The organism is Nonomuraea soli (genome assembly GCF_013761175.1).
Taxonomy (GTDB): domain Bacteria; phylum Actinomycetota; class Actinomycetes; order Streptosporangiales; family Streptosporangiaceae; genus Nonomuraea; species Nonomuraea soli.
Genome location: NZ_JACDUR010000002.1, coordinates 562,155 through 575,938 on the forward strand (window position 1 = coordinate 562,155; position 13,784 = coordinate 575,938).

The window sequence follows — 13,784 nt, forward strand, 5'->3', positions numbered from 1 at the left end:
CGAGTCAGACGCCCGATTCGCCCAATCGCCTGATACTCCCAAGACTCTAACGGAGGACGGCCGACCGTGGCGCCTCCCTGTCCAGCCGGTTGGCGGCTCTGGCGGCCTGGGCGAGGTGGGTGGAGGCGAGTGTGCATCGGGCGGAGTGCCGGGCGAGCGCCGCGGTGAGCCAGGGCGGCGGGTCGGGCACGGAGGCGGCGACCACTTTCAGCCGCTGGGCCAGTTCGGCGAGTTCGGCCGCGTCGGCGCGCAGCCGCGACACGGTGGGGTTCATCGGGCCTCCCTGTCGTGGAGCCGGTAGACCTGGCCGCGGACCACGGCGCCCTGGTAGGCGGACAGTTCGGTGTCGATCGCGCGCCGTTCGTCGGTGAGCAGGTCGCGCAGGTCGGCCAGGTACACGGCGATGCTGTGGCACTGCGGGAAGCGGTGGCTGGGGTGGGTGTAGTCGACGACGTACCAGTCGGGGTGCAGGTCGAAGCAGCCGCCGGTGCCGACGCCGTCGAGGGCGGGCACGATGTCGTGCTGGTTGGTGATGGAGGCTACCCAGGTGGCGGGGTCGGCGCACACCTTGAAGTCGATCGGCGAGCCGACGGCGACGACGTGGGTGACGTGGTAGCGGGCGCAGAAGGCGGGGTTCTGGGCGAGGTTCATCACGGCGGCCCCGCCCTCGCTGTGCCCGACGAGCGCCACCCGCGCGCCCTGGGGCACGCCGAAGGCGGCGATCGCCTTGGCCAGGGCCCGCACGTAGGGGGAGTCGCCGAGCATGGCGTTGCGGCCCGCTCCGACGAAGTCCTGCGGTGAGTCGTTGATGGGCCGCCCGAAGCCCATGCCGGGGGCGTGCACCACGTAGCGGCCGTTGTCGAGTTCCTGGAGCAGGACGCGGCCGTCGGTGCCGAGCACGGCGACGTTGCCGAGGAAGGAGAGCACGCCGCCGTGCTCGGCCAGGCCGGGCGGCGGCGCGACCGGGGCCGCGGCGCCTTCGCCGCGGTCCCAGCGGGTGATGGCGCGGGTGGCCAGGCCGAACAGGGGTTCGGCGTCGGGCTGGCGTCCGGTGGCGATCGCCCATCCGGCGCCGTCGTTGAACGGGTTCTCGTCGAGCAGGGCGCGCGCGGCCAGCACCTCCATGGCGATCGGCGCCACCGCGGACATGGCCTCGGACGCGCCCCGTTCGGCGATCATGGCCCGCATGATCGTGCCGGTGGCGATGTCGCGGTCACCGGTCACGGCGTCGATGAGGCGGCTGGTGCCGGGGTCGGTGAGCAGCTCGGGGTGGCCGACGGCGACGGCGGCGATGCGCAGCCGCAGCGAGGTGACGGCCACGTGGCGTCCCAGGCTCTCCAGGCCGACCATGCCGCCCAGGCGGGCCGGCAGCCCGCCGAAGGCGAAGCCGAGCCCGCGCGGGTGGGTGGCGGCGCGCAGCAGGGCGGTGTAGGCCTCGGCGGCGCTCCACGGCCGCGCCGCGGCGCGCCTGGCCATCCGCGGGTCGGTCAGGGTGGCGGAGGTGCGCTCGCTGATCGCCCGGATGCGGTCGGCGATCGCCGCCAGCTCCGCCGCCGCGCGCCGCAGGGTGCGCTCGGCCGCCTCCTGCCGCGCGGGGTCGCCGTCGTGGTGACGGTGTTCGCAGCCGCCGGCGTGCTCGCCGCTCCGGCGTCCTGCAGCGTACGGCGAGGCGCAGGGCGCGGGGTGCTCGGAGGGGATCATCGCGCCTCCAGGACGAGTCGCAGCCTGAGGGTGTCGAGCATCAGCGGCAGGGGCTCGGGCAGGTACGGCCCGCGTACCCGGGCGAGCCTGACCACCTCCCCGAGGAAGGCGGCCCCCACGTGCAGCGCCAGGTTCATGCCCTTGCACTGCCCCGGCCCCCGGCTGAAGGGGGCGATCAGCCATTCCCGCTCGGCGGTGCCGTCGAGCCAGATCTCCGGCGCGAACCGGTCGGCGTACGGCAGGGCGGGGTCGCGCTGGTGCAGGATGAGCGGGATCAGCACGCTGGTGCCCTTGGGCAGACGGGCGCCCTCCCAGCTGGTGTCGGAGGTGACGGTGCGCATGAGCGCGGGCACCGGCGCCCACAGCCGCAGCCCTTCGAGCAGGGCGGCGCGCGGGTCGGCCGGGCCGCGGGCGGCCAGCAGCGCCAGGGCCTGCATGAGGCCGGGCGGCGGCACGGTGAAGCCCATGAGCCAGAAGGCGGCCTGGCGGACGGGGCACGCGGAGGCGGGGTGCGGCTGGGACGCGACCGCCCCGGCGAGGCTGCCGGGCTCGGATCTGGCCAGCTCGCGCAGGATGAGCGCGTCGTAGCGGGCCGACAGCTCCCGCTGGCGTCCCTGCCGCAGTCCGAGCCAGTTGCCCGCGCGCCGCAGGTCGGCGAGCAGGGTGCTGAGCTCGGTCAGGTCGCGGGCGCCGTCGCCGTAGAGGCAGCGGCGGGCGACGCGGTTCCAGCACTCGTTCAGCGCCGGGTAGGTGAGCACGCCGGGCACCAGCGTGGCGGCCTCCTCGCGGGCGACGGCGGCGAAGCGGGCCCGCAGTGTGGGCTCCTCCAGCACCCGGGTGACGAAGCCGCGCCGGTCCTCGCGCGGCGGGCCTGACGACAGCAGCAGCGTGCCTTCCAGGAAGGGGCCCAGGCCGTTGACCTTCTCGGGGCTGGCCAGGGAGAACAGGTCGTCGGGCGCGGTGAGCACCCGCCGGACCTGTTCGCGGCCGAGCACGAGCAGGGTGGGCCCGCCCGGTCCGCGGACCAGGACCGCTCCGCCGTACCTGGATCTGAGCCCGGCCATCAGGCGCTGGGCACGGCGCAGGGTGTCGAGGCGGGTGGTCAGGGTGTGGCCGGCTCCGACGGAGGTGATCGTGCCGCGCAGGAGGCTGGGGGCGAAGAACGTCGCGGTCAGCGCCGCGTTCTCGGCGACGGTGGCGCAGGGCAGCGAGGTGGGTGCCATCACGTCGGTCATGGGAACACCTTCCCGGGGTTGAGGATGCCGGTCGGGTCGAAGACCGTCTTGACGCCGCGCTGGAGCAGCAGGGCGGCCGGGTCGAGCTCCCTGGCCAGCCAGTCGCGCTTGAGCAGCCCCACGCCGTGCTCGCCGGTGATCGTGCCGCCCAGGTCCAGGCCGGCGGCCATGATCTCGTCGTAGGCCGTGGCGGCGTGCTCGGCCATCACCGGGTCGGCCGAGTCGAACACCACGACGGGGTGGAGGTTGCCGTCGCCCGCGTGGCCGGTGGTGCCGATGAACAATCCGTGGGCGTCGGCGATCCGCTCCACGCGGTCGATGAGGGTGGCGAGTTCGCCGCGGGGCACCGCCACGTCCTCGATGAACGCGGTGGGCCTGCCGCCGATGCCGGCCGCGACGCGGCTGATCGCGGGGGCGATGAGGCGGCGCAGCTCCAGCGCCCGGTCGGTGACGGTGCCGCCGATGAGCGCGGCGATGGCGGGCAGGCCGCCGTCGTCGCACTCGACGATCACGGCAGGCGCCGCGGCCAGGTCGTGGCCGAGTTCCCGGATCGCGCCGCAGGTCGTGCGGTCCATGAGCTCCAGGGCCGAGGGCTGGTGCCCGGCCGCGATGATCGCCGCGACGGCCTGGCCCGCCTCCGTCGCCGTGCCGTACTGCGCCAGGAGCGCCTGGCGCGGGCCGCGTGCGGGCCGCAGGGCCAGGGTGGCCTCGACGATCACGCCGAGCGTGCCCTCGGAGCCGACGAAGAGCCTGGTGAGGTCGAGCCCCGCCACGCCCTTGGCGGTCTGACGGCCGGTGCGCATGAGCCGCCCGTCGGCCAGCACGACGGCGAGCCCGAGCACGTAGTCGCCGGTCACGCCGTACTTGACGCAGCACAGGCCGCCCGCGCCGGTGGCGATGTTGCCGCCGATCGTGCAGACCTGCGCGGAGACGGGGTCGGGCGGGTAGAACATCCCGTGCGCCGCGACCGCCTCCTGCAGCGCCCGCGTCGTGACGCCGGGCTCGCATCGCGCGAGGCGGTTGGCCGGGTCGACCTCCAGCACCCGGTCGAGCCCCTTCAGCGACAGCACCACGCAGCCGTCGACGGCGTTGGCCGCGCCGGCCAGGCCCGTGCGCGCGCCCTGCGGCACGACGGGGACCCCGAGCTCGAAGGCGGTGCGCAGCACGTGCTGGACCTCCTGCACGGTCCGGGGGAGCGCCACGACGGCGGCGACGCCCGCGGGGCAGAACGGGGCGCTGTCGCGCGCGTAGGCGTCGACGTCGAGGGAGACTCGGCAGCCAGTTTCGAGCGTTTCGACCAGATCCACGGCAACCTCCTAACGGATGGGGACCTCGATGAGGGCGGGTGAGTGCCCGGTGCGGCGGATCTCGGCGTCGAGGTCCGCGGCGCTGCGCGCGGTGGTGGCGGGGATGCCGTAGCCGCGGGCGATGGAGACGATGTCGATGCCCGGGATGTCCAGTCCGGGTACGGCCAGCGGCCCGGCGAACCACTTGAGCACCGCGTAGGAGGAGTTGGAGAGCACCACGAACGTCACCGGCACGCCGTAGGCGGCGGCGCTCCACAACGCCGGGACGGCGTACTGCGCCGAGCCGTCGCCGATGACCGCGATGACGCGGCGCGCCGGCCGGGCCAGCTGCACGCCGACGGCGGCCGCCATGCCGTAGCCGAGGCCTCCTCCGGAGGAGAAGTAGAACGAGCCGGGCAGGCCGGGGCGGATCTGGTCGTGGAAGGCGGGGCGGTTGGAGGGCGACTCGTTGACCCAGATCGTGTCGGCGGGTGCGGCGCGGGCCAGTGTCGCCATGACGGCGGCGGGGTCCAGCCGGTCGGCGCCGGTCGGCGAACCGGCGGCCACGACCGGCGCGCGGGAGGCCCGGGAGCCGGAGACCGGGGTCGCGGCGGGGGCCGGTTCAGGGCGCCGGGGCGGGAGGCCTTCGCGGGGTTCGCACAGGGCCGCCAGCGCCCGCAGCGCCGACGGCACGTCGCCGACGAGCGCCGACCCGACCGGGGCGCGGGCGGCCTCGGCGGCGTCGCACGTCAGGTGCGCCAGCTCGGCCCCCTCCGGCAGGTAGGGGCCCGGCAGGTGCGGGTAGTAGCGGAAGACCGGCGCCCCCGCCACGATCACCAGGTCGTGCCCCGACAGCTGGCCGGCCAGCGGCGCGATGGCGGGCGCGAGCTGCCCCTGGAAGCACGGGTGGTCGTGCGGGAAGGCCAGCCGTCCCTCCAGCGGCGCCTCCCACACCGGCAGCGAGCAGCGCTCGGCCAGCGCGATCGCGGCCTCCCACCCGGCCCCGGACCCGACCACCAGCACGGGCCTGCGGGCCCGGTCGAGGCGGGCGGCGAGCTCGCCGACGTCGGCGGTGGCCGCGTGCGCGACCGACCGGAGCGTCACCGGCGCGGCCGGCTGGTCGAAGTCGTCCATCGGCAGCGACAGGAAGACGGGGCCGCAGGGCGGAGCGCACGCCAGGTGGTAGGCACGTTCGAAGGCGGCGGGCACGTCGGCCGCCCTGGCGGGCTCGTGCGCCCACTTGACCGCGGGCCTGGGCAGCAGCGTGGCGTCCACGTTGGTGAGCAGCGGCTCGATGGCGAGCATCTCGCGCGTCTGCTGCCCGGCGGTGACGATCATCGGGGTGCGGTTGGCCGCGGCGGTCAGGATCGCGCCCATCGCGTTGCCCACGCCCGGCCCGGTGTGCAGGTTGACCAGCGCGGGCGTGCCCGAGGCGGCGGCGAACCCGTCGGCCATGCCGACCACGACCGCCTCCTGCAGGCCCAGGACGTAGCGGAAGGGGAAACGGTCGAGCATCGGCAGCTCGGTCGAGCCGGGGTTGCCGAACAGCGTGGTGAGACCCCTGCCGCGCATCCAGTCGTGGAGCGCCTCGCGCACGGTGGTCACAGCGGCCTCCAGGGGGTGAAGAGGTTGCGCACCCCGGGGTCGAGCTCCGGGTGGTGGCGGCGCAGCACGTCGGCCATGCCGGAGCGGGCGATCCAGCGCAGCCCCTCCGGCGTGTAGACCTCGGGGGTGTAGAGGGAGCTGAAGAAGGGGTCGCTCTTGAGCCGGCGCGAGGCCATGAGCACGAACAGGCGGAAGGCGGTGTCGGAGAAGGCGAAGCCGGGAGGCGGCTGCTCGGCGTACATGCCGACCATCGCGTCGATCTTGTGGATGTCGCCCTCGTAGACCTCCTTCAGCTCGGGGTCGTCCGACAGGTCGGTGAAGTCGTGGATCGGCGGCTTGTGCAGCGCCTGGCGGAAGGCCGTGTAGCGGGGCACGCCCCGCTCGCGGTCGCGCAGCACGTCGACGGTGCCCAGGTCGAGGTGCTCGCCGAACATGCCGCGCAGGTTCCGCAGCGCGTCGGGGTGGTTGTGCAGGGTGATCGCGCCCGGATGGGTGACACCGAAGGTGTGGAACAGGTCGGACCAGCCGTGCTCGTCCACCACCGCGCGCGTGCCGTACCCCTGCAGGGGCGTGAAGTCCGTCTCGGCCACGACCTCGCCGGTGACGTGCGAGCGGATCTTCCAGTCGTCGGGGATGAGCGGGTGCATGCGGTAGCAGGTGACGAACTCCTCGGTGATGGAGTACGGCACGCCGTGGTGGTCGGTGGGGGAGCCGGGGATGCCGCCGAGCACCTCCGACCTGAAGGGCCTGCCGACCAGGCCGCGCCAGTTGATGCGCATGCCCAGCCGTACGGCGCGGTTGTCGAGCAGGGCGGGTGTCCACTCGACGGTGTGGATCTTCGCCATCAGCGCGGCGTTGACCAGGCGGGCGGTCTGGAAGAGCCGTTCGTCGCCCCAGGAGGGGTAGGCGCGTCGCAGCATGCGGCAGACGGCGTTGTGTTCCTTGACGAACAGGGTGTGCAGCAGCGAGAGGCCCACCCAGTAGTTGTCGGAGAAGCCGGTCAGGTCGAGGCCGAGCCCGTCGGCCGGCAGGCGGCCGTCGAGCACGGTCATCAGGCCGTCCTCGCCGGTGCGCAGCGCGCGGCAGCGTGCCTCGTCGCTGCCGTAGATCTGCGAGCCGTCCCACCAGTGCGTCACGGTGTTCTCGAACGTCGGGGGCGCGCCCGGCACGGTGTGCGCGGCCGGGTCTGGCCGGGTGCGCCGCACCCGCATCGGCCGCGACGGCCACGGGTCGTCCCCGGCGACCGGCACCTCCAGCGGCTCGTCGTGCGTGTTGCGCCCGTGGCTGAACCAGTCGTGGACCTGGAAGTGGATCCACGCCGCCGCCAGCACGTTGAGCGTGGTGGCGGGCTGGAAGGCGGTGCGGGCCAGCAGGCGGTTGCTCACCTCGCGCGGGCTCGGATCCATCAGGCCCGGTCCGCGGAAGGTCAGGTCGAGGGGGACGTTGCGGTCGAACCGGGTGTGCGCCGCCCCCATGTCGGCGTCGCGCGTGTCATACCCGGAGCCGTCGTAGCTGCGGTGGGCCGGGGGCGGCCCCGGGCGCCGGGGACGTTCGCCCCCGGCGCCGTGGGTGTCGTGCAGGTTGTGCTCGCGCAAGGTGTCCCGTAGCCGGGCCAGCCTGCGCAGCTGGCCGGGCAGGCCCCCGTGGTGCCATTCTTGAGTCACCCTTCGATGACAGCGAGTCATGATCCACGGGGTCAATCGACGGTCTCTCTGGGTGGAACGAACCCCCCGTCAAGTGAGGTTCGCGTTCCACTCAGTGAGACTTCAGGCCGCTGCCGCCATGGCGGTCGAGATGGCCTGCGCCGCGCCGCGCACCGCGATGCCGATCCTGCCCAGGCGCATCGAGGCGGTGGGTCCCGCCACGGCGACGGCCATGGTGATGCCGCCGCCCGGCCCGAAGACCGGCGCCGCGACGCATGTCAGGCCGAGGGCGTACTCCTCCTGGCCGTAGGCGAGCCCGTGCCGCCGCACCAGCGACAGCTCGCGGTCCAGCGCGCCGTGCCCCGGCAGCGTGCGCGTGGTCATCCTGGGCAGGGTGCCGTGCTCGAACAGCGCCTTGCGCAGGTCGTCGTCGTAGGCCAGGAGCACCTTTCCCGCCGCTGTGCAGTGCAGCGGCGCCCGGTCGTGGTCGTCGGAGGGTGAGGGGACGCGGTTGTGCCCGTAGAGGCGCTCGACGTAGACCACCTCCAGGCCCGAGGAGACGGCGACGTTGACGGTCTGGCGGGTCGTCTCGTACAGGTCCAGCAGGAAGGGCAGGACCAGCGCGCGCGAGCCGGGGATGCGCTCGCTGGTCATCGCGGTCAGCAGGTCGCCCAGCAGGTAGCCGGTGCTGGCACGTTTGGCCAGCCCGCGCGCGCACAGCACGCCGAGCAGGCGGTGGGCGGTGGACTTGGGCAGCCCGGTGTCACGGCACAGTTGCGTCAGGGTGAGGGGGCGGCAGTAGCCACTCAGGCCGACCAGGAGGTCGATGGCCCGATCCAGGCTGCTGCCGGCTGCGATCCTCGGCATGGGTCCGCTCTTTTCGCCGAGGAGAAGGGAGGGACTTCCCCGTTGTTCTGATTACCGATTCTTGACTACCCGAAAAGACGATCTGCGACACCCAGACTGACGATCTGCGCGTGCACGGACAGCGCGACGGCGCCCGGCGTGCGGGCGCCGAGGTCGAGCCCGGCCGGGGCGTGGACGATTTCACCCCCTTCGACCTCGGCGAGGACGGCGCGAGCCCGTTTCCGGCTGGCGATCAGCCCGATGTACGGCACGCGGGCCGCGACGGCGGCCCGCAGCATTGACACCTCGTTGACACCGTGTGAGGCGACCAATACAGCCCGCGTGCCCGAATCGGGCTGACCGAAAGTCGTCATCTCGTACCCCAGGGCCGTGCCCACGTCGGCGAAGGCGCGGGCGATCGGGCTGTCGCCGTAGACCCGCATCAGGGGCGGCGGCAGCACCGGCTGCAGGAAGATCTCCAGCGTGCCGCCCGACAGGCAGGGCTGGCCCACCTCGACCAGCCCCTCCTCCTCGTGCGGCTCCACGGCGCTCGGAGTGATCTTCAGCAGGGTCGCCCGGCCCGACTCCAGCAGGCGCAGGCTCTGCGTCCGCACGGTGTCGGTGGCGCAGTGCCCGCCGACGAAGCCCTCGATGCTCCCGTCGGCGCGCACCAGCGCCCGGTCCCCGGCCTTCGCGCTGGTCGGCCGCTGCGCACGGACGACCGTGGCGACGACGTACGGCTGGCGCTTCGAGGGGCGGGCACCGGGCATGCCGAGGAATTCGCTCATGGGATCGCCAGGTCCGTCCTGAAGGGGTCGCCCTGGATGACACGCCAGACGTTGGCCGGGGTGAGCGGCATGTCGGCGTGGCGGATGCCGTACGGGGCCAGCGCGTCCACGACGGCGTTGACGACGGCGGGCGGCGAGCCGACGGTGGCCGACTCGCCCACGCCCTTGGCGCCCAGCGGGTGGTGCGGCGAGGGCGTGACGGTCTCGCCCAGCTCCCAGGAGGGGCACTCCATCGAGGTGGGCAGCAGGTAGTCCATGAACGACGCGCCCAGGTGGTTGCCCTCCTCGTCGAAGGCCATCACCTGCATGAGCGCCATGCCGACGCCGTCGGCCAGGCCGCCGTGGATCTGGCCCTCGACGATCATCGGGTTGATCCGCACGCCGCAGTCGTCGACCGCCACGAAGCGCCGCACCTTGACCTGGCCGGTGCCGGGGTCGACGTCGACGACGCAGATGTAGGCCCCGAACGGGTAGGTCAGGTTGGGCGGGTTGTAGACGGTGACCGCGTCGAGATGGCCCTCGACGCCGTCGGGCAGCTCCAGCGCCGAGTGGGCGGCCAGGGCGATCTCCTGCATGCTCTTGCGGCTGGCGGGGTCGCCGCGCACCGCCCAGGAGCCGGCCCTGCCCTCGGCGCTCTCGTCGATCTGCCAGTCGAGGTCGTCGGGCGAGCACTCGAGCATCGCCGCGGCCACCAGCCTGGCGCGCTCGCGCACCTTGCGGGCGACGATGGCGGTGGCCGCGCCCGACACCGGCGTGGAGCGCGAGCCGTAGGTGCCCAGGCCGAACGGGGTCTGGTCGGTGTCGCCGTGCACCACCTCGACGTCGTCGGCGGGGATGCCGAGCTCGTGGCCCACGATCTGGGCGAAGGTGGTCTCGTGGCCCTGGCCCTGCGACTGGCACGACACCCGCAGGACCGCCTTGCCGGTGGGGTGCACGCGCAGTTCGGCGCCGTCGGCCATGCCCAGGCCGAGGATGTCCATGTGCTTGCGCGGCCCGGCGCCGACGGCCTCGGTGAAGAAGCTGATCCCGATGCCCATCAGCTCGCCGCGTGCCCGCTTGTCGGCCTGCTCGGCGCGGAGCTTGTCGTAGCCGGCGATGTCCATCGCCATGCGCATCGTCTTGATGTAGTCGCCGGAGTCGTACTCCCAGCCGGTGGGCGAGGTGTAGGGGAACTGGTCCGGCTTGAGCAGGTTGCGCAGGCGCAGCTCGGCCGGGTCCAGCCCGAGCTCGGCGGCGAGCACGTCGATCAGCCGCTCGACCAGGTAGACCGCCTCGGTCACGCGGAAGGAGCAGGCGTAGGCGACGCCGCCCGGCGCCTTGTTGGTGTAGACGCCGGTGACCTCGCAGTGCGCCGCCTGCAGGTCGTAGGAGCCGGTGAAGACGTGGAAGAAGCCCGCGGGGAACTTCGTCGGCTGGGCGGTGCCGTTGAACGCGCCGTGGTCGGCCAGGACCTTGACGCGGATCGCCTGGATGACGCCGTCGCGGGTCGCGGCCACCTCGCCGCTCATGTGGTAGTCGCGGGCGAAGGCGGTGGCCATCAGGTTCTCCGAACGGTCCTCCATCCACTTGACCGGCCTGCCGGTGACGATGGAGCCGACGATCGCGCAGACGTAGCCGGGGTAGATGCCGACCTTGCCGCCGAAGCCGCCGCCGATGTCGGGGGAGATGACGCGGATCTTGTGCTCGGGCAGGCCCGCGACCAGGGCGTAGAGGGTGCGGTGGGCGTGGGGCGCCTGGGTCGGGCACCAGACGGTGAGCTTGCCGGTGACCTTGTCGAAGTCGGCCACCGCTCCGCAGGTCTCCAGGGGGGCCGGGTGGACACGCGGATAGATCATGTCCTGATTTATCGTGACCTCGGCGCCGGCGAAGATCGCGTCGGTGCGCTCCCTGTCGCCCGCCTCCCAGTCGAAGATGCGGTTCGACGTCCTGCCCTCGAGGTCGTCGCGGATGACCGGCGAGTCCTCGTCCAGGGCCCTGCGCGCGTCCACGACGGCATCGAGCGGCTCGTAGTCGACCTCGATCAGCTCCAGCGCGTCGCGCGCCGAGTAGGCGTCCTCGGCCACCACGAAGGCGACCTCCTGGCCCTGGAAGCGCACCTTGTCGGTGGCCAGCACCGCCTGCACGTCGTTGGAGAGCGTCGGCATCCAGGCCAGGTTCAGCCCGGCCAGGGTCTGGCCGGTGATGACCGCCCTGACCTTGGGATGCGCCTCGGCCGCCGAGGTGTCGATCGACAGGATGCGCGCGTGCGCGTGCGGGCTGCGCAGGATCGCCCCGTGCAGCATGCCCGGCAGACGCACGTCGTCGACGTAGTTGCCCCGCCCCCTGATGAAGCGGGCGTCCTCCTTGCGATGCATCCGTCCGAAGCTCATAGTTCCGCTGCCCTCTGGATCGACTTGACGATGTTCTCGTAGCCGGTGCACCGGCACAGCTGACCGGAGATCGCCTCGCGGATCGTGCCCTCGTCCGGATGCGGCTCGCGGTCCAGCAGCCACCGCGCGGTCAGCAGCATGCCGGGTGTGCAGAAGCCGCACTGCAGCCCGTGGCACTCCATGAAGCCCTTCTGCACGGCGTCGAGCTCGCCGTCGCGTTCCAGGCCCTCGACCGTGGTCACCTCGTGGCCGTCGGCCATGACCGCCAGCACCGTGCACGACTTGACCGGCACGCCGTCGAGCTGCACCGTGCACACCCCGCAGTTGGAGGTGTCGCAGCCCCAGTGGGTGCCGGTCAGGTTCAGCTCGTCGCGCAGGAAGTGCACCAGCAGCAGGCGGGGCTCGACCTCGCGGGTGTACGGCAGGCCGTTGACGGTGATCGTCACCTGCATGGTCAGATCCTCTCCATGGCAGTGCGCAGCGCCCTGGCGGTCAGCTCGGCCGCCAGATGCCGCTTGTAGTCGGCCGGTCCGCGCTGGTCCGGCTGCGGTGAGCAGTGCTCGGCGGCGATCCTCCCGGCCTCGGCGAAGGCCTCCTCGCCCGGTTCGCGCCCGGTCAGGTACTCCTCGGCCTCGGGGGCGCAGAAGTGCTCGGCGCCCACCGCGGTCAGCCCGATCCCGGCCCGCTCGATGACGCCGCCGGCGACCGACAGGACCGCTCCCGCGGCGGCCACCGCCCAGTCACCGACCCGCCGCTCCACCTTGACGTAGGCGCTGCCGGTGCCGGGCGTCGCGGGGACGCGCAGCTCGATCAGCAGCTCGCCCGCCTGCACGGCCGTCTCGTAGGGACCCTCGTGGAAGTCCCTGATCGGGACGCTGCGCCTGCCGTCCCCGCCCTCGATGATGGCGGTGGCGCGCAGGGCCGCGAAGACCGCCGACAGGTCCTCGGAGGGGTCGCCCTGGCACAGCGAGCCGCCCACGGTGCCGCGGTTGCGGACGATCGGGTCGGCGATCACCCGCTCGGCGTCCTGGAAGATCGGGAACAGTCCGGTGGCGGGTGCGCTGGCCAGCAGCTCCGCGTGCCGTACCAGCGCTCCGATCACCAGTTCGCCGCCCTCGACCTCGATCCGGGACAGCTCGCTCAGGTCGTTGATGTCGATGAGGGCCTCTGGCTGGGCCAGACGGAGTTTCATCATGGGGATCAGGCTGTGGCCTCCGGCCACGACACGGGCCTCGGGCCCGTACCTGTCCAGGAGGGACAGGGCATGCGAGACGCTCTGGGCGCGCGCGTACTCGAACTGTGCGGGAACCTGCATGCGCCAAAAATGAAACTCCTTCGAGTTCTCCGGCAATCATGAAATAAGGGATTCCTTAATGGCGGATCCCGATCTAGAAAGAGGGGGTGACTCTGGGCCAGCTCGGCGCATTCGTCTTCGTCGCCCGCCTGGGATCGGTGAAGGCCGCGGCGCGCGCGCTCGGCGTCAGCGAGCCCGCGGTCTCGCAGTCGCTCGCCCAGCTCCGCCGTCACCTCGGCGATCCGCTGCTGGTGCGCGAGAGCGACCGCATGGTGCTGACCGAGGGCGGCGCCCGGCTGTACGGCATCGCCTCGCAGATGGTCGCGCTCGGCGCCCAGGCGCAGCGCGTGGTGCAGTCGGGAGGGCCGGAGCGGCTGCACGTCGTCATGGACAGCTCGATGTACGAGCTCGTCGCCGGGCCGCTGATCTCCCTGTACTCCCAGCGGCGCATCCCCGTCGCCACCTCGGGCGTGGTCCAGTGCGCCGAGGTGCCGCTGCTGCTGGCCGGGCGGCTGGCCGAGGTGGCGCTGGGTCCGCAGCCCGAGGGGGAGGGGCTGCTCAGCCGTCCGGTGCTACGGTGCCGGGTGGTCGCCGTGGGAGCGCTCCACGGGCGGCGCGACACCTGGCTCGTCGACCCCTCGGGCACCGACCCGGGCAGCGACGCGGGCCGGCTGCTGCGCCTGCTGCGCGTGCCGGAGTCGCGGGTGCGCGTCTACGCCACGCAGGCGGCCGCCTGGCAGGCCGCCGCCGAGGGGGAGGGCCTGGCTCCCGCCGTCGCCCACCTGGTGCTGCCGCACCTGCGGCGCGGCTCGCTGACGGTGGTCGAGACGAGCGTGACGCCGCTGGAGATCCGCTGGTACGCCACGACCCTGCCGTCCGCGGGGCGCTCGCCGGCGGCGGGGTCGTTCGTCGACTTCCTCACCACCCCGGCCGCCACCCAGGTGATGCGCGCGCCCCAGGACGGGATCCCGAAGGACCGCTTCCGCCCCGCGGTGCACGTGTCGATCTGGAGCTGAG

General features: G+C 73.1%; 12 protein-coding genes. 1 reads left to right on the top strand and 11 read right to left on the bottom strand.

What is annotated here, in order from left to right:
- Window positions 1-46: 46 nt before the first annotated feature.
- The 11 genes from HNR30_RS09715 to HNR30_RS09765 all read right to left on the bottom strand — a co-directional run bounded on the left by HNR30_RS09715 (window position 47) and on the right by HNR30_RS09765 (window position 12,788).
- A complete protein-coding gene (locus HNR30_RS09715) occupies window positions 47-274 on the bottom strand; it encodes a hypothetical protein (RefSeq protein WP_181609422.1) in 228 nt (75 codons plus the stop codon).
- Window positions 271-1,701, bottom strand: coding sequence for an alpha/beta hydrolase family protein (locus HNR30_RS09720; protein ID WP_181609423.1), 1,431 nt, complete (start codon window positions 1,699-1,701; stop codon window positions 271-273). Before HNR30_RS09720 ends, HNR30_RS09715 begins: the two co-directional genes overlap by 4 nt.
- On the bottom strand, window positions 1,698-2,936 hold the full coding sequence (locus tag HNR30_RS09725; protein WP_181609424.1) for a cytochrome P450: 1,239 nt from the start codon (window positions 2,934-2,936) through the stop codon (window positions 1,698-1,700). The genes HNR30_RS09720 and HNR30_RS09725 overlap by 4 nt, the downstream gene beginning before the upstream one ends.
- Entirely contained in the window at window positions 2,933-4,243 is a 1,311-nt protein-coding gene (locus HNR30_RS09730) for an FAD-binding oxidoreductase (RefSeq protein WP_181609425.1), read from the bottom strand. The genes HNR30_RS09725 and HNR30_RS09730 overlap by 4 nt, the downstream gene beginning before the upstream one ends.
- Window positions 4,244-4,252: 9 nt before the next feature.
- The gene (mdlC, locus tag HNR30_RS09735; RefSeq protein WP_181609426.1) at window positions 4,253-5,827 is read right to left on the bottom strand and encodes a benzoylformate decarboxylase; all 1,575 of its coding nucleotides are present in this window, start codon (window positions 5,825-5,827) and stop codon (window positions 4,253-4,255) included.
- The gene (locus HNR30_RS09740) at window positions 5,824-7,491 is read right to left on the bottom strand and encodes a peroxidase family protein (protein WP_220133389.1); all 1,668 of its coding nucleotides are present in this window, start codon (window positions 7,489-7,491) and stop codon (window positions 5,824-5,826) included. The genes mdlC and HNR30_RS09740 overlap by 4 nt, the downstream gene beginning before the upstream one ends.
- A 102-nt stretch (window positions 7,492-7,593) precedes the next feature.
- Complete coding sequence (locus HNR30_RS09745) at window positions 7,594-8,337, bottom strand: IclR family transcriptional regulator (protein WP_181609428.1); 744 nt, start codon at window positions 8,335-8,337, stop codon at window positions 7,594-7,596.
- 65 nt (window positions 8,338-8,402) lie between these two features.
- Window positions 8,403-9,104, bottom strand: coding sequence for an XdhC family protein (locus HNR30_RS09750; RefSeq protein WP_181609429.1), 702 nt, complete (start codon window positions 9,102-9,104; stop codon window positions 8,403-8,405).
- A complete protein-coding gene (locus HNR30_RS09755; RefSeq protein ID WP_246377985.1) occupies window positions 9,101-11,458 on the bottom strand; it encodes an aerobic carbon-monoxide dehydrogenase large subunit in 2,358 nt (785 codons plus the stop codon). Before HNR30_RS09755 ends, HNR30_RS09750 begins: the two co-directional genes overlap by 4 nt.
- Window positions 11,459-11,469: 11 nt before the next feature.
- Window positions 11,470-11,925 carry a (2Fe-2S)-binding protein gene (locus HNR30_RS09760; protein WP_181609431.1) on the bottom strand — a complete coding sequence of 152 codons (456 nt, stop codon included), beginning with the start codon at window positions 11,923-11,925 and terminating at the stop codon, window positions 11,470-11,472.
- A 2-nt stretch (window positions 11,926-11,927) separates the two neighbouring features.
- Entirely contained in the window at window positions 11,928-12,788 is an 861-nt protein-coding gene (locus HNR30_RS09765) for an FAD binding domain-containing protein (RefSeq protein ID WP_181609432.1), read from the bottom strand.
- A gap of 86 nt (window positions 12,789-12,874) precedes the next feature.
- Here HNR30_RS09765 and HNR30_RS09770 point away from each other — a divergent pair, with 86 nt between their 5' ends.
- Complete coding sequence (locus HNR30_RS09770) at window positions 12,875-13,783, top strand: LysR family transcriptional regulator (protein WP_181609433.1); 909 nt, start codon at window positions 12,875-12,877, stop codon at window positions 13,781-13,783.
- Window position 13,784: the final 1 nt, after the last annotated feature.

What these genes read in the sequence shown, in the direction of transcription:
- HNR30_RS09715 (WP_181609422.1), bottom strand. Translation starts at nt 274, where the DNA reads ATGAACCCCACCGTGTCGCGGCTGCGCGCCGACGCGGCCGAACTCGCC.
- HNR30_RS09720 (WP_181609423.1), bottom strand. Translation starts at nt 1,701, where the DNA reads ATGATCCCCTCCGAGCACCCCGCGCCCTGCGCCTCGCCGTACGCTGCA.
- HNR30_RS09725 (WP_181609424.1), bottom strand. Translation starts at nt 2,936, where the DNA reads ATGACCGACGTGATGGCACCCACCTCGCTGCCCTGCGCCACCGTCGCC.
- HNR30_RS09745 (WP_181609428.1), bottom strand. Translation starts at nt 8,337, where the DNA reads ATGCCGAGGATCGCAGCCGGCAGCAGCCTGGATCGGGCCATCGACCTC.
- HNR30_RS09750 (WP_181609429.1), bottom strand. Translation starts at nt 9,104, where the DNA reads ATGAGCGAATTCCTCGGCATGCCCGGTGCCCGCCCCTCGAAGCGCCAG.
- HNR30_RS09755 (WP_246377985.1), bottom strand. Translation starts at nt 11,458, where the DNA reads ATGCATCGCAAGGAGGACGCCCGCTTCATCAGGGGGCGGGGCAACTAC.
- HNR30_RS09760 (WP_181609431.1), bottom strand. Translation starts at nt 11,925, where the DNA reads ATGCAGGTGACGATCACCGTCAACGGCCTGCCGTACACCCGCGAGGTC.
- HNR30_RS09765 (WP_181609432.1), bottom strand. Translation starts at nt 12,788, where the DNA reads ATGCAGGTTCCCGCACAGTTCGAGTACGCGCGCGCCCAGAGCGTCTCG.